The following is a 23,036-nucleotide window of genomic DNA, read 5'->3' on the forward strand; positions in this document are numbered from 1 at the left end:
TTGCACCCATGAGGTTCACCCATGTCGAAAGACAAAGATGACAGCAAAGACGCTTTCACCCGTGTGACCCACCCCGATGGCTCACCCATCCGTGACAAGGATAACGCAGCACCCCAGCACAAACCGCAGATGCAATACTCGCAGCCCGCGCCCAATCTCGCCCCCGGTGGGGCCATGGGTATCTGGACGGGGTTGGGACAGCGGCCAGCCAAACCCCAGCCACCGGAGCTCGACCCCGAGGTGAAACTTATCTTCACTGGCGCCATCGTCGCGGAGCCGATGCGGTACTACTCCGGAGAGATGCCAACCATGCCGGGATATAGCTTCCGGGCACAGGTGAATAATCATCCGAGCCCCTCCGGGATTGATGGCGGACGCATTGAGCGCCTGACCCATGATGGCGATGAGGTCGCTAGGTTCGGTCAAGGCCGATGGCTGGAGACGGATGGCCAAGGCCATGAAGAGGCCCTGCATGAGTTGCGCGGTGCGTTAGAGCCCGAACGGGACCTGCCGCAATTGGAACAGGATCAAAGCCAAGAGCTCGACCCAGAACAGACTCAAGAGGCGGGCATTGCAACCGATTACAGTGAGCCACAGAACCCTATGATCGACGGGCGTGTCACTTCAATGCCTGGCTATAGCTTTGAGGCGCGGATGATGGATGAACCCTCAGATTACGGCATTAACGGCGGTTCCATTGATCGCCTTGATATCCACAAAGACGGCAAACTGGTCGCATCTTACGACAAGGGTTGGGATATCCCGCCCCAGGATGTCGCGGTTCGTGAAGCTCTACAACGCATTCGCAACGGGCTGGAGGATCGCCCGGAAAAGCCGTTTCAGGGCTTTGATCGCAGCAAAGACAAGGATCACGGCATGGAGCGTTAGGCATATGATCCTACGGCAGGATGGCGCAAAAAGTGCTATCCTGCACTCATGAGCCAAATTGAATTTATGAAGTTTTTGAGTGAGATAGACGACCACCACGAAGGACAAACCACGGAGACGCGCCTCTACCCAAATGGCCAAGGTGCCGAGGTGATGGTGCAGCTGCCGCAAAGCTCCTGGGCCTATGTGGATTGGCTCGAACAGACCCAAGGCGGGGATTTTGCCGGCTGGGTTACCCACTGCCTCCAAACCCCATTCGAAGATTGGCCGCTGTCAAAGCTGCTCATGTATTGGCTCTGGGCAGATGAGTGTGAGCGGCATCGCAGGGGGATGGCGACCAGGTCAGAGACGAAGCCGGACGGGTATGTGCCCTATGGGTTGGCCGCGAATGACCGGTAGTGGATGCCACTAGACGAAGCAATTGGCATTGAGACACATCCTTCTTATTGACAATCGAAACCAACAAGCCTCAGGGTCAGCAGCGACAATGAATTTTACGCTACTTTGGGGCCGCCAAAATGATTCGAGCAATAATAAATTTCATTTCAATTTGTTCGACTTTATTCATTCTCTTAATCATTTTCACCTCAATTGCAAACATATCTAACACTTGGCTGCTGTTGGCTGTGTTTCTCATAAATATATCAATGTGTTTTTCTTTGGAGTTATTGCAACAAGCCGCTAGCGATTCCAAGTCGAAGGGTGCAGACGTTGCTTATGACTTGGGCTTTAACACAGCGCGAAAAAGCCGAATCGAGCAGGTTATTTCAGAATTCAATGAATTTAGCGCCGCTAGACAGCTCTTTTCGGCGTTTTTTATTCTTTCTACGAAGACAGTTCTCTCGTTACTCATTCTAGAAATAGTAAACTTCTGGCACTTTCCAGGAAGCATATCGAGTGTGATTCTAAATGATTACTTTCTGATTGCTGTATCAGCTATTTTCATATCGTTCTACTTACAGCTCCTCCCAAAGAGCCTGGCACGACTTCAACCGTTCCACCTTCTTTCTGGAAGAGTTGGCTTCATAGCTGAGATTTTAACTAAATTGGGCCGAATTGGCCTCGATTATCCACGCATGTCCGCTGAAAAATTTCTAAAAAGAATTGGTGTCGTAAATGGCCGCGAACAAAAATACGGCCCTAGTAAATTGGCAATGGTCGAATCATTAGCTGAGCGCTTAGGTTTCTATGTGGAGCACTCTTCGATAAAAATAAGAATATCTCCTTACGAAGTAAGCATATTTGAAATATCCTCATATCGCCTTATAAAATCCCAATCAATTGAAGAAATTCAAGAGCCAAATTTTGTTCACCGGTTTACAGTATCTGGCATTTGGGAATTATTATGGTGCGATTCGGACGTTGACCACACTGATCGTTTGTCGGAAGTTTCGCACAGAACAGAACAAGTAACAGATAAGCCTTTCTCAAATCATCAACCGCCTGATCGCTTTGACCCCAATACTCCTCATGCTCAATACGATCGAGAGATTCAAAGCACTAATATTTCAACTAGGGTTAATTTTAGCAAACGTCAATTTGATACTTACACCAAATTAGAAAACATGAAAATTTGGTCGGAATTGATAAGCGTTGATAATTTCGAGCGCGAAACACTAGAAATCAATGACTATTGTATTGAGTTTGGAATTCTCGCACCAACAAAAGCACTGACGGTTGAAATTGAAAACGGAAAGAATCCGGCTGAAGTTTCCAAGTTGTCAATCAAACAATTGAACAGCTACGGAATGACAGTGAACACTCAGATGGAGAAGTCTGCTAGTGATGCTGCCCAATCCGACGCGTCGACAAAATTACACTATCCAATTTTCGGAAACACGATCGCAGTCAAATTTCGCGTTTAACTGTGTCGAAATATCGTGATCCAATCGTTGCCCAAGCGTGAAACCACAGGGAGGCCATCATCAGCCACCGCATGGCCTTCCTTGGGCTCGTGCGGCCTCAGACTCTCGCATATTGGATCGATCTTCGCCGCGTTGTTCACCACGATCCGTAACTTCGAAGTTGTTTCATGTCCCTTTTTCATCTGCACTCCTGCCTAGTTGTACAATATACTACATGTTGTGTTGTTGCACAACATGTAGTTGGGACATGCAGGAAACCTGATGGTTTAGATCAGTCCCTTGCTTGATCGGATGAGCCGCTGTAAACAAAGCAAAATCTGTTGAGGCCGAAATGATTCCGATAGGCAAAAATAAATTTACCATAAGTGAAGCGCACAATGTCGTCAGTCACCTCAAGGTGAAGCCAGAGGTAAGGGTTGAACTAGAAAAAATTGCCGCCGAAATCGGTGTTCCGGGGGTTGCGGGGATCAAAAACGGTAGCCCTTGTACCTACTATAGTCGGCGGCATGTAGTTATCCTGGTTCATGTTGTTCACAGACGTCGAAAGAAGCGAGTACCGTACGACGTGAGGACAGACCCATTATACCGAGCCGAGTTTCCCGCCTAATGAAGCGTTTGATCAGAATGTAGCGAAGCGGCGGTTCATATAGCTGCTTGGAATGAAGCAATCTACATGATGCTTCTCGCTACCGTTGCCTCCGACACCCCCAGCTCCTCCGCGAGTTCCTCTACTGACGCTGCCTCTGTCATGACCCGTTCCCTGAGCGTCGCGGCCACCTCAGGCGGTATTGCGCGTGGCCTTCCAACATGCACCCCGCGTTTCCGCGCGGCTTCCATGCCTGCCTTGGTGCGCTCTCTGATCTGCTCTCGCTCAAACTCTGCGAACACGGCGAGATGACCAAAGAGCATCCGCCCCACGGCAGTGGTCGTGTCGATGCCCTGCGTCACTGCAATGAAGTCCACACCATTTTGCCTCAGATCATCCAGAATTTGCAAAAGATGCAACATGGACCGGCTGAGCCGATCCAGTTTCCACACCACCAGCACATCGCCTTGGGTCAATTCTCGGCGCAGGGTTTCCAGCGAGGCCCGGTCCTTGATGGCCCCTGAGACGCCCAGGTCTCCATAAATGATGTCACATCCGACAGCGTTCAGCGCATCAACCTGCAGTGCTTCTGATTGATCCGCATCCGACACCCTCACATAGCCGATTTTCCGGCCTTTTTGTCTTTCTGTCATAGGCTTAGCCTGCCTGATTTTTTCCCCCACGCAATCCTGTTTCATGGTCGATTTCCTCTTTGCAAAAGGGGTCCCTTTTACAATCGGCGCTGGAGCTGGGTTACGTGAGCCTGTCTCCGCGCAAAAACCTGTGGATAACAATGAGATGCGGATCAGGCAGGTGAACGGGGATATACATATCAAAAGGGACCCCTTTTGATCGAACGGCGCCGACAAGTCAAAAGAGACTGATACATGGCCATGATCATCTGCCCGTTTTGCAAAACCGAAATCGCCGCTGACGCAACCGTTTGCCACGGATGTGGCGCAAGAAAGGGCTATGGCCCTGACAATCACGGCGGCGTTCACAGCGGCGGAAGCATCGGCTTTTTGGCTGTGGTATGCGCAATCCTTATCTTTGTTGGACTGTCCTTGGGAGGGTCTTGGCTGTTCTTCACCTTGCTCGGAGGCCTCGGCCTGCCGTTCTGCCTGTTCCCCTTGCTCTCGGGTCCCAAATGGTATCGCTGAATCATATCGCAGCGGCGCTCTACGCCGCCCGGTAGATCAGCCGCTCACCCGCGATTTCGGCTTTGGTGTAATCGTAGTCCAGATCGCGGGCGATGGCGTCATAGTCGATATAGAATTGCAGGTGGTCAGGGATAAATCATATGGTTGTGCGTGTAGCTGCACCATTTCCAGATGGGACATTTTGATCTGCTCGGACGCGCCTATCTGGCTGAGACCGATGGGGCGCTCCGCTTTGGGGCCGTGGAGCGGGCGAAGCCAAAGCCCAATCCGCTTTTGGATCAATTGCCCAAGGCCGATCAGGTTTTTGTCGAGCCCTGCCTCGAACTCCAGGCCGATCATGATGCGATGGAGATGGCCATCAATGGCTATGCCCGCGAAGACTGGCCGCTGATCCGAACGCGCGCCGCTGCCATCTCAGCTATCGTGATGCTGATTGAGCTGGTGGATGCCACACATGGCCAGCCCAATATTTCACATCCCAAAGCTGCGACCCGTATCTTCCAGCTGCTCGGCCATATCTGGGACATCCCCAAAATACCGGCCATGGTGCAGGCGCAGCGGGAGAGCCGCCAGATCGCCCCCGCCGATCTGCCCTCGGACGAAAAGCACGCCGCCTTCGTCACCGAGACCGCCATGCCCGTCATCCTTGATGCCATCACCCTCGCCAGGATCGCAGGGGCCGCCTCCATCGCCGCCGATATCGACACCGTCACAGCCTTTGCTCAGGATGTCATGATCGTCAGCACGGGTGGCAACACCACCGCGCTCACCACCGCAGGCGCACAGCAATATGCTGACCTCTTGAACCTCAATGCTCGTCTTATGGCGCTCCAGGGCCTCGAAGGGCTGGGATGAGAATGCCCCTGCTATGCGGGCGCGCAAATAACAGCTCTTCGCGACTGTGGCCAGCGTCGGCAGAAAACCTCAAAAACCCTATACGTCCAACACGGTGGCGATCCTGTGGAGAACGCATGTGTTGCTGAGGCAGCCTTCGCTCAAGCTTTGAATGTCGGTCGAGAAGCGTCTGGTCTGGGCGATTGCGAATACGAATTGATTGGGTCCGAGGCTGGTCATCTCCCGCAGGGTATCAGCCACTCCATCCGCCATCCTCGGCAGTACATTCACGCCCGCGCGGACCTCGGCCACCATCTCGGTCCCATCGACCAGCGCGAATGGCACCCATTTGCCCTGATGCCCCTGCAACGCCACGGCATAGCCGGGCGTGTCCAGCTCCAACTCAAACCAGAATGCCTGCCCGGCCTTGATCCGCACCGCGTCGTCTCGCCTCTGGGAGGCGTGCTCCACCAGCCCCATACCGCTGCGCCCGGTCACAACACGTAAACGTCCCTTTATCGCCCGCTCGTCCACAATCCGCTGGAACTGCTGCTCGGATGTTTCGGGAAACAGCCGCTTGTCCGCCGCATGCGCCTGCGCAAACCGATGCTGCATGAGCCAGTCATATATGACCTGCGCCCGGTGCGCATCATATTGGCCTTTGCGCAGGTTGCTCAGAGACCCCTCGGATAAAGCCCAGCCATTTGGAAACGGCAGTTCCATCGCGGCCAGGGCCTTATGGCCCTCCAGCTTTCCGACCTGCACCATCACTTTATAGAGTGCGGCTTTGTCAGTCTTTGATGTCGCGTCGAATGTCATGCCTGCATCTGTATGGGATTTGAGAGCGGCGTCCATATTTTTGGTCACCGCGTCACCCTCAAACACCCTTGCCTCACCCCGGCGGCTTACGCCGTGCTGTGCTATGCCAAGGTCAGCGCGGGGGAGAGAAGATGGGAAAATATTCCTTGCGTTGCAATGGGTTATGTGTCATCATGTTCTATATTTGTTCTCAATCTGTCTGATGTGGATGGGCAGTTGGATCGAGACATATTCCCCAAACAATTTGAAGAAAGGAGCCAGGCCATGCCCGTCCCGCCGCATGATGAAGATATTACAAACACCCGACCCAGCCTGAGCGTGGATTGGGAGCTCTATGCCGCGATGCTGGAAGAGAGCGATCTGTCGCTCGACCAGCAGCGCGCGTTGATCGAAACGCTCTGGTCCATTGTCGTGATGTTTGTCGATCTGGGGTTTAACCTCGATCCTGTGGCGCAAATCTGTGGACAAGAGGCAGAAGCGTCCCCTGATGACCCCTCGGATTTGGTATCCTTGCTGGGAGACAGGATGATGCGCGCAGAGACTGGAGAGGAGGACACATGGAAGCAGTAGAACGAACAGAAAGGCAAAGGATGAAGGCCGTCATTTACTGTCGCGTCTCTTCGGCGGCGCAAGCAACAAAAGGTGATGGCTTGGCGTCACAGGAAACCCGTTGCCGCGAATTTGCCCGCTATAAGGGCTATGACGTCTTGGATGTGTTTAAAGACAACATGTCTGGTGGCGATGCGGAGCGTCCAGCCATGACCTCCATGGTTGCCTTTCTCAGCCAACAGGATCACGGCTGCGTCGTTATCATTGATGATATCAACCGCTTCGCCCGGGATGTGGTCGGGCACTGGCACCTGCGGGCTCTGGTGGCTGAAGCCGGTGGCAAACTGGAAAGCCCAACGCTTGAGTTTGGCGAAGACAGTGACTCGATCCTAGTCGAGAATCTTTTGGCCTCGGTGTCTCAGCATCAACGCCAGAAGAACGGAGAGCAAACCAAGAACCGGATGCGCGGACGGGCGCTGAATGGCTATTGGGTGTTCTATGCGCCTCCAGGCTACAAATATGAACGTGTGTCCGGGCACGGAAAGCTACTTGTCCGTGATGAACCCTTGGCTTCCGTGATTCAAGAAGCATTGGAAGGCTTTGCCTCTGGCCGGTTCGATACCCAAGCCGATGTGAAACGCTTCCTTGAAAATGAACCCGTGTTCCCGCGCGACTCCGCCGATGGCACCATCAGGTTTGAAAAGATCATCCGGTTGATGTCGCGGGTCGTTTATACAGGTCATGTCGAATATCCCGACTGGGATGTCACCTTGCGTAAGGGACATCATGAACCAATCATCTCCCTCGAAACTTACGAAAAGGTTCAACGCCAGATCAAAGAGGGAGGCCGCGCGCCGTTCCGCAAAGATATCAGTGCCGACTTCCCGCTGCGGGGCTTTGTGTGTTGTGATGATTGTGGGTCGCCGCTCACGGCCTGTTGGTCCACCAGCAAATCCGGCGTGAAGCATCCGTATTATCTCTGCCATTCCAAGGGTTGCCCTAGCTATCGCAAGTCAATCCGCCGGGATGTTTTGGAGGGCAGTTTCCGTGAGCTGCTGCAAAACCTGCAGCCGACGGAGGGGCTCTTCGCGATCACGAAGCGCATGTTCAAAGACGCTTGGGGTCAGAGACAAAAGGCGCACGCGGCAAATCTCGACCAGCTGCGCATCGAGCGGCGTGCCTTGGACAAGAAAATCGCCGGACTGCTGGACCGAATTGTCGATGCGGAAAGCCCAACAGTGATCGCTGCCTATGAGAAACGCGTCGATCAGTTGGAGCGGGATAAGCTCATCCTCGACGAAAAACTCGAAAATCACGGGCCATCACAGGGCACCTTCGAGCAAATGTTCGAACACGCCCTGACATTCCTCTCAAACCATTGGAAACTATGGGAAAGTGGGAACCTGACACTGCAGCGCACCGTCCTCAAACTCGCCTTTGCAGACAAGATTTCCTACTGCCGAAATGAAGGACTTCGAACACCCAAAACAACTATACCGTTCAAGGTGTTAGGGGATATTTGTGGGGCAAAAGACAAAATGGCGGAGGAGGTGTCCGAAAGCACCGTCCACCAATCATAATAAGTATCTGATATTGTAAAGTTTCCAACTTCGGCGCGCTGCGAACTGTGCAGCAAAATGTGCAGCAAATCCTATCAAATGGGATAGCCCGAGCCGACAAGGAGCCGCCCGCAAATAAGACCCCACGGCTCAAGGGGTAACGATAACCGAGAAGTATCATCACTAGATCCCACAGCCGTCATTGGCCCGTGACGCGCCGAGCGTCCGAAATATGCCCTTAGTGACCGATGCTGCGCGATGCATGAACGGCTGTTTTGAAAAATCAGGGCACCGATGGTCAATAGCCGGGCGAAATCCCACATTGCTCACCAGTCCTGAGCTCTGAGACGAGCCACGCGCGAAATGCTTCGACCGTACGGGATCGGCGTTGTCCTTTCGGCTCTACAAACCAGTAAGAAATTCCCGTGCGAAACCGGCCAGGAAACGGCTCGACCAAACGCCCCGCCTGCAGTGCGTCCGCAGCCAAAGTCTCCCATGCGAGAAAGACGCCCTGACCTGCAACAGACGCATCAAGGCACAGGGATGCGTCTGAAAACACCGGTCCTTCGGCAAGATCATCTTCGGTCATGTCGTTCGGCTTTAGCCAAACGTCCCAACCGAACATCGATTTAGGTTCGCGAATAATGGGTACATTTGCAAGATCGGAAGGTTTCTTGAGCTTGTCTGCCATGCTCGGGGAACACACCGGAAAAACACGCTGCGGGTACAGCTCTTCGGCATCCACTCCTGTCCAGTCGCCCCAGCCCACGCGGATACAGGCGTCAATTTCTCCCGCATGCGGTTCGACCAGATCAACAGAAGCGTCTATGCGAATGCGCAGCCCCTCATGAGCCTCTGCAAATCGTCCCATGCGCCAGACCAGCCATTTACCGGCAAAGACGGGTGCCACAGATATTGTGATCGCATCCGATGATCTACGCTGGATAGATGCCACCCCGCGCGCCAGAGCTGCGAAACCTTCGGCAAGGTGATCCGACGCTTCCCGCCCGACGTCGGTAGGGACCAATCCAGTTGGCGTCCGGATGAACAACTTTCGGTCGAGTTGGTTTTCGGCCTTGATGACCTGCTGACTGACGGCACCTGATGTAACGCCCAATTCGTCGGCTGCGGCGCGTAACGATCCAAGTCGCGCGACGGCTTCGACAGCACGTAAGGCGGTCAGGTTTACTGCATTCAGATCACGCATATAGAAGAACTATATCTCTATCCTGCAAGAATCGATCATTGATTGCAGTATTTTGGGCTTAACTATAGATATGCTGTATCTTTCACTCATTCTGACCGGCGGTGCTATCCTTGCTTTGCTTGCTATGGCGCGGAGCTGTTTAGTTCCATCACAATTGGATCTTACCGACAGAAGGAGGTGGAGAAGTGATCCGCTGTCACATCCGGCAATCCGCCGCATGAGTTTGCGTGAAGTTGCTGACCTGCCTTTTGATCCATCGAAAATTGCCTCAGAATAGTGCGCCTTGTGTAAAGAGAGTAGGCAAGTGCCGAAGGTCACACAGGTGCGCCATTGGTCGTTCAAAGCGCGCGCAACGAGTTCGATCAAAGACTCGATCCCTGTATCTTGCTCACGACCAGTTCACTTGTTCGGAATGAGTGCCATGAGGCGACTATGGGCCTTCGCGATTACATGGCTGCTGGCCGTTTCAACACGCAACTCTGCGCAGATACGATCACACAACACGTAAAGTACCCTGAGTTTTACCAGCTCTTGCAACGCGTCACGCGCACAGGGAAGCGGAGCGATTTCCTGGTAACCCTCGACAAGCCGTTGAATCGACTCTTCGCCCTCCTGCGAACGCATCAGTATCGAGACTGCTACGGCGAGGTCATAGGCTTGCCAGTGTCGGACACAATTGTCGAAATCGAAAACCGTTAAGCCAGTGTTTCGTTGGTAGCGATAGTTTTGAGGTGCAAAATCCGCGTGAATGAAACCTGTTGGGCCGAAGGAATCCGCGCGGTTCTCTACTGTGTTCAAGATGTCATCGGCTGCCTTTGCAGCTTTGGGATCATTGCGCTGAAGCCGCGCAAGACCCTCGGCAAAAACAGGCTCCACGCGCCAATCGTCCCGCCAGCTTGAAACAGGCGGTACGAAGTCCTGCGCTGCTACGTGTTGCAGCGCAAGGGTTCTTCCCCAGTCAGGGAGCACGCGCATTTTCCAATCAGGGTCATCTTGCCCGGGCTGATGGCCAGATGCCGCTTCAAAGAGAACTGCTGTATGGCCTTCGGCTTCGACACTTGTTGCACCAAGCTTTGTCGCGACAGGTTGCGCCACACGGCATCCATGTTGGTGCAGGTGTGCCAAGAACGCCAATTCACAGGCCACCGCTTCGCGGCTCCGCCACCAAAGGGGTGAAAGCCGAAGGAAAAAAGTCCCTGCAAGACTTCGCGCTTCAAACACGGACGCCGGTTGTTCCTGGTGGGCAATGAGTTCGCCGCTGAGTTGCAGAGACCAAAAACCAAGGGTTGAATGGGCAGTCTTCGTGAGTGAGGACATCTTGCATTGACCAGCTAGAGTTGCTTTTCCAGAAAGATGCTTCTTGGGTCTTCGATATGATCGCCAAACGCAGACCCAATCGAAAAGCCATGGCGCGCATAGAGATTATGGGCTGCGGTAAGCACCGCAGCGCTCTCAAGCTTTATGATCTCTATGTCGTTCTCCCGGACGATTTGCTCGGAGCGTACAAGCAACTGATCTGCAATGCCTTTCCTGCGTGCGTTTGGGGAAACGTACATTTTCTTGAGTTCGGAATGATCTTCTTTCAGGACAATTGCGCAGCATCCAACAGCAACGCCATCGATCCTGGCGACCAATAGCTTAACGCTGTCGCGTGAAACAGCTTCGACCGAAAATTCCTGCCGTGCACGATCAGGGATCATCGCATCCATCTGCTCATGCCCGGCCCGCAAGAGTGCGCAGACGTCGGACTGACTGGCGCTTTCGATTGCAATGGAGTGTTCCAAACCCATGCTCCTGGTGCCGACTTATGACAAGTGATGCGGAAACTCTGCCAAATGCGCATCAACATGCGCCGAGAAAGCCGCTGCATTCTTGCTGTCGTCGTGCGCCATGAACATCGTCACACTTCCGATATTGGGTAAACCAAGCTTTGGGGAAACAAGGGATACATCTTTCCCTACGATGGTTTTTGGCAAAGCTGCGACGGCCAAATCAGCGCGAACAGCAGCGAGTTGACCGGGGGAGGTGTCGCTTGAATAGGCAACCCGATACGGAATTCCATCCCGGTCCAACGCAGCAAGCGCCGCATCCCGCCACGAACACCCCTTTTCCGAAACAGCTATGGGCAGAGGCGTGTTCTGCGCCGCCACACCACCCGCTGCCTGCAACCAGCACAATTCTTCCGTATACAGCTTGCGTGCGGCATGTATTTTTGAGTTCCGCTCACTGAAAAACACGACCTGCGCATCCCCTGATGCAAAAAGTGCCTGCGCATCGTCGCAGGCATCCAATCTGACATCGACACAGATGTTCGGGTGCGTCACAGCAAATCGTCTCAGAAGCGCGGGGATCGTACTCATTCCCAAATCATGTGGAGCTGCGAGCCGCAGATGCCCAGAAAGGGTCGATCCGCGAAACTTTGACAGCATTTCGTCATTCAGGCTCAGAAGCCGACGCGCAGACCCTAAAAACTGCTCACCTGCTTCAGTTAATGTGACCTTGCGGGCGTCTCTGAGGAGAAGCTCACATTGCAGGAGTTCTTCGAGTTTTCCGACCTGCAAACTGACAGCAGACGGCGAGCGATTGACGCGGCTTGCGGCCAGACGGAAACTCCCCGTGTCACAGATTGCTGCAAACGTCCGCGCCATGTCGAGGCTGATCGTCCGCATCGGTTCTGATCCAACACTGTCAGTGCCGTTCGACTCTATAGGTGAGAATATCTCATTCATAAATACAGATAGTATCGTTTTTCTAATGCATTGAACAGAGCTAACTTCCTCTCAAGCGAGGAGATTGGGCATGACTGCATCAACGAAAAGCCTTATGTCGGGCCTCTTTTGGGGCGCGATTGCGGTCGCAGTATTGTCCGGGTCGCTCGTCATGTTGCGGCTTGGCGTCAAGACGTCCCTCACGCCCTTCGACCTTGCTGCACTTCGTTTTGGCGTCGCGTCCTTGTTGTTGTGCGGTGTCATCTGGCAGCGCGGGTGGGCACTGGAAAAGCTTGGCGTGCTGGGTGTTGTGGCCCTCATCACCTGCAATGGTGCACCATATATCATGGTGCTGTCGTTCGGTTTTGAGTTCGCGCCAGCTTCGGATGCCGGGGCGATCAATCCCGGTCTTATGGCTGTATTCGTTGGCATCCTCGGCTGGATCGTTTTGGGAGAAACCATGCGTCCTGCCAAAGTCGCTGGCATACTGGCCGTCCTGGCAGGGACCGCGCTTTTTACGGACCTGTTGTCATTCCGACAGGCCTCTATCGGGCACCTTGTTTTCGCAACAACCGGAGGGATGTGGGCCAGCTATGTGATCATCGTGCGCAAAACCAATGTTCCGGCCCTACACGCAACCGCCATTGTTGCCGTTGGATCAGCTCTGTCATTCCTGCCGGTGTATTTCATCCTATGCGGCGGACAGATATTGCAGGCCCCGATGCGCGACATAGCAGCTCAAGCGGTCTACCAAGGTGCTCTGACAGGTGCTTTGGCGGTGTTCGCCTTCACGAAATCAACCGAATATCTGGGGGCCTCTGCAGGGGCGGCTTTGACAGCGCTTATTCCAATCGTCACGCTGGTCATGGGCGCTGCTTTTCTCGGAGAGACAGTTGATGGGTGGAAAATCATCGCCTGTGCTCTTGTCGGGCTTGGCGTGTTTCTGGCGCTATTCGCCCAACGTCCATCCGTCGTAAACCAAAAGCCCGAACTGGTTGAGCAACACTCAACACGGCGGCGATGGTTCCCCAGAAAGTCGAACGCATAACGAGAATGACAGACGAGGCCACCAATAACAGCCAATTGCTGAAAACCGCGCTGCTTGTTTTGTTGGGCTTGCTTTGGAGCCTGCGCTTGTCTGCAATCAAAGCCGCAGGTCTATCGGGTATTCCGGTGTACATCGTCGTGATGTTTTCCGCACTTGGTATCGCGCTGTTCTTCTCCGTTTTCGCCCTGCTCCGCCGTGACTGGCCGCCCGTAGATCGGCCCGCCCTTGGGTTCTACGGCTTAAGCGGATTGCTCGGCTTTCTCGCTCCATTTGCACTGGAAACTGCTGTTGGCCCTCATCTGCCTGTTTTTGTGTTTGTGGTCATCATCGCAACGATGCCCCTTTTTACTTTTGTTGTGTCAGCACTGATCGGGCAGGAAAGACTGCGCCCGGCCCCGATGATCGCGATCAGTCTGGGCTTCGCTGGCGCGGTCACAATCCTTTGGGATATCTCGCGCGACGCGCATTCAGTTGAAGTCGGCGCATGGTGGATTCTGGCGGCTTTTGGTGTGCCGCTGCTTTATGCCCTAAATACGGTCTTCATCGCTTCACGGTGGCCGACCCATGCAAGCCCGGTCAACGTTGCACAGGCACAGGCACTCATCGTGTCCGTAGCAGCACTTTTGGGTGGTACGGTGTCTGGTGCAACGGATGCATGGCCACTGGTCGCCCTGAACGTCCCGGCGATGCTGATGATCGTACTCGGTGAAGGTCTCGCGCTCGTTGTTTATCTGCGGATTACGCGCGACTACGGGGCCACCTATGTGTCATTTGCAAACTATGCCTCAATTGTTTTTGCAGCCCTAATTGGGGCTGTCTGGTTTGGAGATCGGCTGACTGCGGTCACTTTAGGGGCAGCATTGGCAATCATCGGCTCGGTGGTGATCTATCAGCGCTATGGCGGCAAGCCGGGCAAGGCGGCAACTACCAGGTGCGCTGATGGTTGAACCCCGCACTATCGACCGGGCTGGCGTCATGCGCGAATGGCAAGAAAATCGACCGAGGTTGCTAAAGAGTGGCGCACGGCAGGCAAGCTCCCCCGCCTTTGTGCGGATGTTTCTCTGGACGGCGCTACCGATCACAGCGCAGGCGCTTATGGCATCATCGCGCACGGTCTTTGATGTGTTCATGACATCAAGTCTGGGTCCAGAAGAGGTCGCGGTCGTTGGTTACGGCAGCCGGATCGTCTTTATTCTGATCCTCCTCGTCCTCGGGATTTGCAATGGCGCCGGGGTTGTTGTCGCACAGTTCTACGGAGGCGGATCGAAGGACCGTGCAAAATACGCGGTCGGGACGACCGTGCTTTTGTCATTCGCCGTCTCGCTTGTTGGCCTTGCTTTGATCGTGCTGTTGGCTGGCCCCCTCGCGGCGTGGTCCAGTGATGACCCCGCAATACAACACCTCACACTCAGCTATCTTCTCCCGGCCAGTTTCATGGTGCTGCCGTTCTCAGTCGGCTTCGCCATTGCTGTCGGTCTGCGCAGCGTGGGTCGTCCTAGCCTTGCGACGTGGGCTTCAATGATCGGCCTCACCAGCAATGTCGTTCTCAACTATTCGTTGATCTTCGGAAATTTCGGTGCCCCTGCCTTGGGTGTCACGGGCGCTGCCTACGCATCAGCGCTCAGCTTTGCCATTGAAGCTGTGATCGTCGGCATTTGCGCTGTCTGGTTCTACGACCGTGATCTGTTCTCGCCACGTCGTCTCGCGCAGTATCTAAGCGCCGACACCGTTCGAAAAACGCTCCGCATCGGGCTGCCGATCGCATTTGGTTCGGTTGTTTGGGCTATCGGAATCTTCGCCTACAGCATCGTTTCCGCGATGGCGGGCACTGTGCCGTTGGCGGTGATGGCACTTGTGACGCCGGTTGAATCAATGGCCATTGCCGTCCTGATCGGACTTTCATCCACTACCAATGTTATTGTCGGGCAGGCCCTTGGCAGAGCTGATTTTCGCCGCGCAACTATTGATGCCATTGCGCTTGTTCTCTGGACCGTCATTGCATCACTGGCAATGAGCCTGCTCTTGCTGGCGCTGAAACCCGCACTGATGATGGTCTACGGCGGGGCGGGCATCGAAGTGCTTACTGTCGCGGATGATGTTTTTGCCGTTCTGGCAGCAGTCTTCATTTTCCGCTCGCTGAATGTGACAATGGTCGTGGGCGTCTTGCGCGCCGGTGGTGACACGACATCGCCCATCGTGATGGACCTTGCATCCCAATGGCTTGTTGCGATTCCGCTGTCTTATGTGTGTGCCATTATTCTCGGGTTGCCCTTCCCGTGGGTTTTTCTCGCGTTCAACAGCGAAGAAATGGCAAGGCAGGTGATGGCTCTGATCAGGTTACGCCAGTTCAGGTGGCTCATACAGATCAAGCCAGACGGGTAGCAAATCTGCCGCCAGGCGACCAATCCAGAACCCCACCACGTGTCAGACAGGAGAAACCAACTATGATAACGGAAATTGTCACATTCGACTTGCCCAAGGGCATCTCGCGCGCTGATACGATGGACAAATATCGACAAACCGCCCCCGCATGGTCCCAAAACACCGACCTCATAAGAAAGCACTACTTCTTCGATGAAGCGCAATCGTTAGGTGGCGGTGTCTACATTTGGAAGACCATGCAAGCTGCCGAGAAGTGGCATGGCGAAGAGTACATGCAGAGGATCAGAGACCTTTACGGTTCAGAAGTCACGATGAAGCGTTTCGATACCCTGCTGGTCGTGGACAATGTCAGTGGTGAGGTCTTCGAGCTTGAGCTCGACAGTTAGCTTTAGCACAGTATGCTGCATCCGTTATCAATGGCGGGTTTTTCTTCGCTTCTCTCGCGTTTCTGATACGCGTGATGACCAACGTCCATGTATGCCGCCATTTTATCATTTTTGATCGTCATGGCAAAAGGCGCTCTATGTTGGTGGGACTGTGTTCGCATATGGAACCTGTCGAATACCGCAAGACATGTTTCCTAACTAAGAAACAAATAAGGAGAACTGAGTTTTGAGAATGAGTTGCTCGGTCGGGCTTGGCTTGGCCATCTTTTGTATCGGAACGTCAGTGCATGCCCAATCTGAGGCAGGCTGGACTTTGACGTCCGAACGAAATGATCGATTTCAAACAGCAAGTCTGATGCACCCGAATGGCACCATGGAGATGCATTGCGGTACCGTATTGGGTGCAGAGGCGTCTCTGGCCGAAGAAGTCATTATCAGCGCCGAAAATGAGTTCAATCTCGTTATTTCTGAGAGCCTGATGGGAACGTCGACCTCCGAATTCTGGGCGCAAAGAGGCCTAAGAGCTTTCGCTGCGGGGCAAGAGTTCGAGCTGCCCGATTTCCTATATGACGAAATGGGTGCCCTCGGATGGATAGCGCGCGTCCCTTTTGATTCTGTTCTCACGCGTCGTCTTGGTGGCGGCATAGAGGTCGTGATTGCCCCGATGACGACTGCCCCGTTCTCTATCGATGGGTTTGATCTGGCTGATGGATTGCAAGACATGATCGATTTTTGCTCGTCCGTTCCAGATACGAGCGCGATCAGTGTAGATGCCGATGCGGATCTATTGGCGCGCGCGGACGCGGCCATGCGCCAAGAATGCCAGGGCGATTGGTCCGCATCTCCTGACGCTATGCACACAGCCGACCTGACGGGCGACGGAATTGACGATCTCGTGGTCAACCGTGGCGGGGTTACTTGCACAACCGGTATTCTTGCGGGGCAAGGTGGATTGGGCTGTACCGGTGACATGTGCATGCATCACATCTTTTTTAGAGACAACGATACCCCAATCTTGCTCGGCGCGACGTCCATAGAGCCAGCAACGAGCCAACCAGGTGGAATACGTCTCGGCTTGGATACACCCTCATGCGAAAGCATGGGGCGGGACGCTGGATGTGCTATCAAGATGCAGTGGACCGGAACAACCTTTGCAACCATCGGCATTGAATAAAGCATTGAACTCGAAGCATTGTTAGGGCGCATTACTAGGCCAGCGGAACATACCGTTTGGACCTCGTCGAAGATGGATTGTGGGTCAGGTCTCACATAGCTCGTTCGCTAAGATGATGAATATCTCCATGCCCGTTCCCCCGACAGATCATACACAAGTCCCGAAAGACTGATGTTAGAACCCTTGGACAGTAGCGGACATCGGTTGAGCCTACGGTGAAAGCCTCACGAGAGCCCATTCTCACCGATGCTGCGCATTGCTCAGATGGCAGCTTTGTAGCTGGAATTCAGAAAGGAAAAGTTGCTCCGCTATCATAGAGAAGTTTCGTAGCGGTGAGCGCCAGAAAACCATATACGACATTCACAAAGAACCTCTGATCCACGACAGTGTGAAGCCGAAAGCCCAGGAAGACACCGAGCAAAAGCATGGGGGATAGGACGGCGCTGACCTGCAAGCTCGTCACTGACAGCGTTCCAAAGGCCCCATAGGCGATGGTCTTCAAAAAGTTGAGTGCAAAGAAGAAAACGGTGTTGGTCCCCACGAACCAGGACTTTTCGAGCTGCTGTCGCAAGAGGTAGCCCTTCACCGGCGGGCCACCCGCATGAGCGATAAAGCTGGCAAATCCTGAAAGCGTCCCAAGTGCAAAAACAACCGGAAGTGGCGTTCTTTGGTCTGAGAGATCGACCCGACGCGAGGCCACAAATTGCACTACAAAGAACGCCGCGAGAAGCCCCACCAGGAACTTTATCGTCGTCGCGTCCAAGTAGTGGAACGACACACTTCCAAGTGCCAGTCCAACAAAGGCCGCCGGCAACAAACCAAAGATGAGTCTGCGATCCCAAGTGGAGCGGTAGCGCCAGACAATCAATAGGTCCATCGCCAGCAAGATCGGCATCATGACCGCAGCTGCGAAATGAGGTGTCACAAAAAGCGACATCAACGGAACCGCCATCACGCCCAGTCCGCCTCCAAAACCGCTCTTGGACATGCCCGTCAGCATGATGGCCAAGACGGCGACGGCGTAAAATGCGAATGATTGATCCATCCCGGCGAACCCTCAGCTGTTTTGCTCACACTTATCGAGACGGATTAAATCTGCGAAACAGTCTTATTTTGTTTTAAAAATCTGCAATGGAGATTTTATTCGACCTCAAAGAACTACGAACGTTCGCCCTGCTGGCTGAAACGCTGAGCTTCACGGATGTTGCATTACGACTAAATACCGTCCAATCCGCAGTCAGCGCGCAGATCAACAAACTCGAAGCTGGCCTTGGGCAGCAACTCGTTTCTCGGGGACGGGGCAAGAAGGTTGCGCTGACACCAGATGGAGAAGTCTTTCTGGTCTACGTTAAGCGTATCCTTGCTCTCACTGAGGAAGCGGTGGAGGCCGTACAAACAGTCAATGCGCGACAGGTCTTGAGGCTCGGAACCACCGTGACACTTGCCATGTCACTTGTGGCAGAGACCTTGAACGCTTTTGCTAAGCTGCGACCCGACATCCAAATTCAAATCCAATGCGACCGTAGTGATCGGCTTCTGCAGCGTCTTGAGGAGGGGGATATCGACGTCGCCTTCATGATGGATCAGGGCCGCCACAGCTTACGCGCGTTCGTACTGTCTGTGGAATTGGCATGGGTTGCGTCGCCCACCTTTGAAATGCCCGATGAGAGTCCAATCCCTTTGGCTTTTTTGTCGGATGGTCGAGACCTCAGACGCTACGCATTACGAGCCTTGGATGCCGCAGGAATGAAAGGGCGCGTGTCCCATCTCAGCCCACATCCCGTAGGGGTCAGAACACTTGTTCAGGCCGGTCTCGCTCTTTCTGTGATGCCGTCACAAACGATTGTGCCGCCCTTGGTTCCTGCCGATCCGTCCTTGGGATTGCCACAACTCGCGTCCATTGCCCTGGCAGCGTATAAGGCACCACATGACCCTAGCGGTTGCCAAGGCTTGTTGATTGAAGAACTTTCTTGCGCAGCACGACATACCCGATAGCTGACATTGGCGCAGCCGCAGCGAATTGGCGTTTCGTCCCGCTTGTGCAGCCATTGGAGCGCCGATGTCTGTTGGGCAAGCCTGCCTGAAAGCGTCCGATGCCAGCGATGAACCCAACCCAGCTATGCCCAAAAGACGACGAATGTAGCATTGTCCTTTAGTGCCAATAATTGCTTGCGCTCCCACTTTAACTGACTAAGGTCAGGCAAATGAACAAAGACGACATCACCCGTGTTCGAAACTTTGGCCGTTCGGTAGCCGTAGAGGTTGGCGCGCTGGAAGATTCTTTCCTAAACCGAGGTCGTCCGCTTGGTTCGGCCCGGGTTCTGAATGCGATAGGCCTTGGATATGAAAATGTCGCGGATCTACGTGCCTTTCTGAAGCTGGATACGGGGCTCTTGAGCCGGTTGCTACGCGGGTTGGAAGCAGAAGATCTGATCGACACAATACCAAATCCAGACGACCGCCGGAGTCGCATTACACACCTTACCGCCAAAGGAAAAACAGAGTTCGAGATTTACGAACGGCTTTCGGATGAGCGGGCCGCCAAAATCCTCGACCGACACAAAGAAGCGCGGCGGTTGCTAGAGGCGATGGATATCGTGACTATCGCGCTATCCCGCGATGACATCGTCTTTGAAGAAGTAGACTACGCGTCAGATATCGCTACGATATGCCTGAACGCATTTGCGGCAGAACTCAGCAAAAGACTGAATCTGGAATTTGACCTCAAGAAGTCAGGCGATCCAGAACTCTCACAAATGAAGCACCCGCATGGCACCTTTGTCGTCGCGCGGCTTGGCGACATGCCGGTCGGATGTGTTGGCGTGAAGGGCCGCGGCAGTTCAAGTGCTGAAATAAAGAGGATGTGGATCGCTCCTGTTGCGCGGGGATTGGGGTTAGCGCGCCGCATGATGTCTGCGGCTGAAGAGGCAGCATATGCAATGGGTATCAGGAAACTTAGATTGGACACAAACAACACCTTGTTTGAAGCTGTGGGTCTGTACCGCAACATGGGCTGGGTCGAGATTGATCGGTTCAACGATGACCCTTACCCCGACCTGTTTTTCGAAAAACACTTGTCCAACCCATGAGACAAGCGAGAAGCAAGGACATTTGCGTTGGATGATCCATTTGATAGGCCCGCGATAAGAACCGGCCTGTTCTATCAAAGTCCAGAGCAATCCATGGCATGGCTGGAAGCAGCCTTTGGACTCACTAGATCAATGGATGTCCGGTGCAAATCTGGGAACCTTGTTCATGCGGAAATGCGATTTGGAGCGTGCACCATCGTTATCGATGCAGAGTGGCCTGACGTCGTCTTAAGTCCAATTTCATTAGGCGGCGCTACTACCCAAATTGTCTATGTACATATTGAGGAAGGATTGGATGCGCATTTTGCAAAAGCGCGCGAGCATGGGGCCTTCATCCTGTCTGAACCCGAAGATCAATACTACGGTGATCGCCTTTATCGCGCCAAAGATCCTGAAGGCCACATATGGACGTTCTCGCAAGCGGTACGGCAAGTGGACCGCGCCGAGGCTGAGCGCCTTGGAGGTGTCGAGATCCTTGGATGGCACGATGATTGAGGGAGCGCAAAACTCTAAAGGCAGACACGGAAACGCACAAATTTGCGCTGAAGCTGGAGTGTTAAAATGATCCCGGTTGGTGACAGTAATACTCGTATTCTCAGAGTCGTTGATGAATTGGACTACTTTGACACACAAAGTGCCGATCTTACCTGTGAAGTCACGCCTTTGCAGGCGTGGAACGTCATCATGGAAGACCCGCAGCCAATCTTGAGACTTGCGTTCAAGTTGCGGGATGCCGTGTCGTCCCAGTTCGGCGTGAAACGCATTGGCGGGTTTAGTGGTGAAGCTGCACAGTCTATAGACGTTGGACAGCATTTGGACTTTTTTTGGTCGAGTACACCGACGCCGATACGTTGGTCCTAACGGAGCGAGATCGCCATCTAGATGTCATGACGTGCATCTCGACCAAAGGTTCGAGAGTCTCGATAACGTCTTCAGTGCTTGTCCATAACTGGTTCGGACATGCCTACATGATCCCGGTTGGTATAGCCCATAGGTGGATTGTGCGAGGTATGCTTCGGAGACTAAGGCTTAAGATGCTGTAATGACCTGATGCCCGCTTAATTACTTCGTGCTGACTTTCTTCGAAAGTCTGATGCTGAATATGGCCATATTTCTTAGGCAATAGTTTTCAGCATCAGTCCTACTAATGTACAGAGGTATGATGAAGCAGACACTCTCGGAGATGGAAGCGAAACCGCATGGTGGTTAGAATAAAGACGGGCGGGCGTCCGCCGAAGAACAACGCTTCACTGAACCATTGTGGAATACCTCCGCAAACAAGGCTTGGGTTGCTTCGGACCAACCGTCCCACAGATCCTGGTTAACGTATACCGGCCAGCCGCTGATCGCGCCGAAGTTCAGGTCTATATAGTAATCTGCGACCTCGTGCAGTCTGTAGGCATGTGCGAAATCATCCGGCAGGTAGGAGCAATCAATGTTGCCCCGCTGAAGGCCTTCATAGATTTCCGGTGCCAACACGGTCACGTTCACCGCACCAAGAGAGTCCCATAGGTGATCTTAGTTCAGCGCACAACGAAGGTCTCAAAAGAGCCCAACTTGCATGAACTCTGCTTTGCGGCGAAGGTCCGGTTCACGTGAACTCTCGGGGAATAGACATTTGCAGAACCGACCGTTGAAACAGAAAACAATCGGGCTTCTTGGAGGATGCTCGAACGTCGCTACGGCTGAATACTATCGGTTTCTCAATGAGGCGGTGAACACGCGGCTTGGCGGATGGGAGATTGCCGAGACTCTGATCGCAGGCATGAACTTCGGGAACATCGAGGCCTTTGTGAGGACTGGCGATTGGGATGGCCTCGGTCGTTACATGAAGACGAAGATAGACGGGTTGGTCGCAGGCGGTGCCGATGTCATTCTTTGTGTTTCGAACACATTACACAAACCACTTGAAGACCTGATGGACCGGGGGGGCGTTCCAATGATCCACATTGCCGATCCCACAGGGGTGGCAATGAGCGCTGCTGGCCTTAGCAAAGTCGCCATCTTTGGCACCAAGCCAGTGATGGAGATGTCCTATCTAAAGGATCAGTTTCAGCACCGTTTTGAGGTTCAGGCGATTGCACCAACCGAAGAAGAACAATGTGATATCGACCAGATCATTTTCGACGAGCTCGTGAAAAATAAGCTGAAGGACACCTCAAAGGCCCGCTACCTCGAAATTGCTGATCGAATGCGCCGCGAGGAAGACGCAGAGGGTCTTATCCTTGGCTGTACGGAAATTTTCCTTCTGATCGACCAAGATGATCGCCCGGATTTCCCGATGTTCAACACCGCGCGACTGCATTGCGAAGCTGCTGTGGATTTCGCCCTTTCGTGAGTTGTTGAGTATAGCAGTTACTCGCGCAATAGAGCTGAACGGTAGCAATGCTCCGCACCTTACAAATCCGTAGACAGCGCAGCGAACGGTGTAGCTGCCCGAACCGGCAACTGGTGACCACGTGGCGAAATATCCGGCAGAGCCTAAGGCAGTCATCGTGACTTCATGCTGCGCGCGCATGCAGCGTGATAACTACCGCAACAGCGCAAAACGCTACGCTGCTGCACGCCGGGAAAGCCAGTCATTCATGCCACCCGCTGCGGAAACGGTAGGCCCATGGATCGAGTTGAGGACAAAGCGCGAGTTCGCTTTGGCTACGCCAATTACACCAATGTTGCTCTCGCGAAAATTGCATCCTAAGGAATATTTCCTTCTGGTGCTGAAAACGGCTAACTTCACCAGTGTCACAAAGGGTTGAGTTTTGGCTATTTAGCAACAGCCGAC

25 protein-coding genes and 1 pseudogene are annotated in these 23,036 nt (G+C 53.7%); 18 read left to right on the forward strand and 8 right to left on the reverse strand.

Annotated features, from left to right (window positions below; all coding sequences use genetic code 11):
- Window positions 1-21 precede the first annotated feature (21 nt).
- The 3 genes from E2K80_RS18800 (at window position 22) to E2K80_RS18810 (ending at window position 2,753) form a co-directional block, all read left to right on the forward strand.
- A complete protein-coding gene (locus E2K80_RS18800) occupies window positions 22-888 on the forward strand; it encodes a DUF7678 domain-containing protein (protein ID WP_135376382.1) in 867 nt (288 codons plus the stop codon).
- 48 nt (window positions 889-936) lie between these two features.
- Window positions 937-1,287, forward strand: a complete 351-nt coding sequence (locus E2K80_RS18805) for a hypothetical protein (protein ID WP_135376383.1) — start codon at window positions 937-939, stop codon at window positions 1,285-1,287.
- Window positions 1,288-1,508: 221 nt separating this feature from the next.
- Complete coding sequence (locus E2K80_RS18810; RefSeq protein ID WP_135376384.1) at window positions 1,509-2,753, forward strand: hypothetical protein; 1,245 nt, start codon at window positions 1,509-1,511, stop codon at window positions 2,751-2,753.
- 669 nt (window positions 2,754-3,422) lie between these two features.
- Here the strand turns inward: E2K80_RS18810 and E2K80_RS18815 are convergent.
- The gene (locus tag E2K80_RS18815; RefSeq protein WP_238475593.1) at window positions 3,423-4,037 is read right to left on the reverse strand and encodes a recombinase family protein; all 615 of its coding nucleotides are present in this window, start codon (window positions 4,035-4,037) and stop codon (window positions 3,423-3,425) included.
- Between the two features lie 189 nt (window positions 4,038-4,226).
- Here E2K80_RS18815 and E2K80_RS18820 point away from each other — a divergent pair, with 189 nt between their 5' ends.
- Together E2K80_RS18820 and E2K80_RS18830 are read left to right on the forward strand one after the other, a co-directional pair.
- On the forward strand, window positions 4,227-4,499 hold the full coding sequence (locus E2K80_RS18820) for a hypothetical protein (RefSeq protein WP_135376385.1): 273 nt from the start codon (window positions 4,227-4,229) through the stop codon (window positions 4,497-4,499).
- 171 nt (window positions 4,500-4,670) lie between these two features.
- Window positions 4,671-5,354 (forward strand): hypothetical protein, encoded by a 684-nt coding sequence (locus E2K80_RS18830; RefSeq protein ID WP_135376386.1) that lies wholly within the window; start codon window positions 4,671-4,673, stop codon window positions 5,352-5,354.
- Between the two features lie 78 nt (window positions 5,355-5,432).
- Here the strand turns inward: E2K80_RS18830 and E2K80_RS18835 are convergent, their stop codons facing one another.
- Entirely contained in the window at window positions 5,433-6,188 is a 756-nt protein-coding gene (locus E2K80_RS18835; RefSeq protein ID WP_135376387.1) for a hypothetical protein, read from the reverse strand.
- On the opposite strand from E2K80_RS18835, the gene E2K80_RS18840 reads away from it, so the two are divergent.
- Together E2K80_RS18840 and E2K80_RS18845 are read left to right on the forward strand one after the other, a co-directional pair.
- The gene (locus E2K80_RS18840; protein ID WP_135376388.1) at window positions 6,165-6,722 is read left to right on the forward strand and encodes a hypothetical protein; all 558 of its coding nucleotides are present in this window, start codon (window positions 6,165-6,167) and stop codon (window positions 6,720-6,722) included. The genes E2K80_RS18835 and E2K80_RS18840 overlap by 24 nt on opposite strands.
- The gene (locus E2K80_RS18845) at window positions 6,710-8,281 is read left to right on the forward strand and encodes a recombinase family protein (protein WP_135376389.1); all 1,572 of its coding nucleotides are present in this window, start codon (window positions 6,710-6,712) and stop codon (window positions 8,279-8,281) included. The genes E2K80_RS18840 and E2K80_RS18845 overlap by 13 nt, the downstream gene beginning before the upstream one ends.
- Before the next feature lie 277 nt (window positions 8,282-8,558).
- On the opposite strand, the gene E2K80_RS18850 is transcribed toward E2K80_RS18845, so the two are convergent.
- The 4 genes from E2K80_RS18850 to E2K80_RS18870 all read right to left on the reverse strand — a co-directional run bounded on the left by E2K80_RS18850 (window position 8,559) and on the right by E2K80_RS18870 (window position 12,136).
- Window positions 8,559-9,467: a LysR substrate-binding domain-containing protein gene (locus tag E2K80_RS18850; protein WP_135376390.1), complete on the reverse strand. Its 909-nt coding sequence runs from the start codon at window positions 9,465-9,467 to the stop codon at window positions 8,559-8,561.
- 399 nt (window positions 9,468-9,866) lie between these two features.
- Window positions 9,867-10,784 carry a phosphotransferase enzyme family protein gene (locus tag E2K80_RS18860; protein ID WP_135376392.1) on the reverse strand — a complete coding sequence of 306 codons (918 nt, stop codon included), beginning with the start codon at window positions 10,782-10,784 and terminating at the stop codon, window positions 9,867-9,869.
- Window positions 10,785-10,798: 14 nt separating this feature from the next.
- Window positions 10,799-11,257 carry a GNAT family N-acetyltransferase gene (locus E2K80_RS18865; RefSeq protein ID WP_135376393.1) on the reverse strand — a complete coding sequence of 153 codons (459 nt, stop codon included), beginning with the start codon at window positions 11,255-11,257 and terminating at the stop codon, window positions 10,799-10,801.
- A gap of 15 nt (window positions 11,258-11,272) precedes the next feature.
- Window positions 11,273-12,136, reverse strand: coding sequence for a LysR substrate-binding domain-containing protein (locus E2K80_RS18870; protein WP_135376394.1), 864 nt, complete (start codon window positions 12,134-12,136; stop codon window positions 11,273-11,275).
- 130 nt (window positions 12,137-12,266) lie between these two features.
- On the opposite strand from E2K80_RS18870, the gene E2K80_RS18875 reads away from it, so the two are divergent.
- From E2K80_RS18875 to E2K80_RS18895, 5 genes are all read left to right on the forward strand, one after another.
- The gene (locus E2K80_RS18875; RefSeq protein ID WP_135376395.1) at window positions 12,267-13,223 is read left to right on the forward strand and encodes a DMT family transporter; all 957 of its coding nucleotides are present in this window, start codon (window positions 12,267-12,269) and stop codon (window positions 13,221-13,223) included.
- 5 nt (window positions 13,224-13,228) lie between these two features.
- Complete coding sequence (locus E2K80_RS18880; RefSeq protein WP_168193243.1) at window positions 13,229-14,170, forward strand: DMT family transporter; 942 nt, start codon at window positions 13,229-13,231, stop codon at window positions 14,168-14,170.
- Window positions 14,163-15,605, forward strand: a complete 1,443-nt coding sequence (locus tag E2K80_RS18885; protein ID WP_168193244.1) for an MATE family efflux transporter — start codon at window positions 14,163-14,165, stop codon at window positions 15,603-15,605. Before E2K80_RS18880 ends, E2K80_RS18885 begins: the two co-directional genes overlap by 8 nt.
- A 62-nt stretch (window positions 15,606-15,667) precedes the next feature.
- A complete protein-coding gene (locus tag E2K80_RS18890; RefSeq protein ID WP_135376398.1) occupies window positions 15,668-15,991 on the forward strand; it encodes a YdhR family protein in 324 nt (107 codons plus the stop codon).
- A gap of 232 nt (window positions 15,992-16,223) precedes the next feature.
- Window positions 16,224-17,165: a hypothetical protein gene (locus E2K80_RS18895; protein ID WP_135376399.1), complete on the forward strand. Its 942-nt coding sequence runs from the start codon at window positions 16,224-16,226 to the stop codon at window positions 17,163-17,165.
- A gap of 286 nt (window positions 17,166-17,451) precedes the next feature.
- On the opposite strand, the gene E2K80_RS18900 is transcribed toward E2K80_RS18895, so the two are convergent.
- Window positions 17,452-18,210, reverse strand: a complete 759-nt coding sequence (locus tag E2K80_RS18900; protein ID WP_135376400.1) for a sulfite exporter TauE/SafE family protein — start codon at window positions 18,208-18,210, stop codon at window positions 17,452-17,454.
- Window positions 18,211-18,296: 86 nt separating this feature from the next.
- Here E2K80_RS18900 and E2K80_RS18905 point away from each other — a divergent pair, with 86 nt between their 5' ends.
- The 4 genes and pseudogenes from E2K80_RS18905 to E2K80_RS20145 all read left to right on the forward strand — a co-directional run bounded on the left by E2K80_RS18905 (window position 18,297) and on the right by E2K80_RS20145 (window position 21,297).
- On the forward strand, window positions 18,297-19,160 hold the full coding sequence (locus E2K80_RS18905) for a LysR family transcriptional regulator (protein ID WP_135376401.1): 864 nt from the start codon (window positions 18,297-18,299) through the stop codon (window positions 19,158-19,160).
- A 209-nt stretch (window positions 19,161-19,369) separates the two neighbouring features.
- Window positions 19,370-20,254: a bifunctional helix-turn-helix transcriptional regulator/GNAT family N-acetyltransferase gene (locus E2K80_RS18910; protein WP_135376402.1), complete on the forward strand. Its 885-nt coding sequence runs from the start codon at window positions 19,370-19,372 to the stop codon at window positions 20,252-20,254.
- A gap of 27 nt (window positions 20,255-20,281) precedes the next feature.
- Window positions 20,282-20,749: a VOC family protein gene (locus tag E2K80_RS18915; RefSeq protein WP_135376403.1), complete on the forward strand. Its 468-nt coding sequence runs from the start codon at window positions 20,282-20,284 to the stop codon at window positions 20,747-20,749.
- A 66-nt stretch (window positions 20,750-20,815) separates the two neighbouring features.
- Window positions 20,816-21,297: pseudogene (locus E2K80_RS20145) on the forward strand (DUF2867 domain-containing protein).
- 163 nt (window positions 21,298-21,460) lie between these two features.
- Here the strand turns inward: E2K80_RS20145 and E2K80_RS18925 are convergent.
- Window positions 21,461-21,745: a hypothetical protein gene (locus tag E2K80_RS18925; RefSeq protein WP_135376404.1), complete on the reverse strand. Its 285-nt coding sequence runs from the start codon at window positions 21,743-21,745 to the stop codon at window positions 21,461-21,463.
- Window positions 21,746-21,887: 142 nt separating this feature from the next.
- Here E2K80_RS18925 and E2K80_RS18930 point away from each other — a divergent pair, with 142 nt between their 5' ends.
- A complete protein-coding gene (locus E2K80_RS18930) occupies window positions 21,888-22,592 on the forward strand; it encodes an aspartate/glutamate racemase family protein (RefSeq protein WP_238475595.1) in 705 nt (234 codons plus the stop codon).
- Between the two features lie 121 nt (window positions 22,593-22,713).
- Window positions 22,714-23,010: a hypothetical protein gene (locus tag E2K80_RS18935; protein ID WP_135376406.1), complete on the forward strand. Its 297-nt coding sequence runs from the start codon at window positions 22,714-22,716 to the stop codon at window positions 23,008-23,010.
- Window positions 23,011-23,036: the final 26 nt, after the last annotated feature.

The organism is Rhodophyticola sp. CCM32 (genome assembly GCF_004751985.1).
Lineage (GTDB): Bacteria > Pseudomonadota > Alphaproteobacteria > Rhodobacterales > Rhodobacteraceae > Rhodophyticola.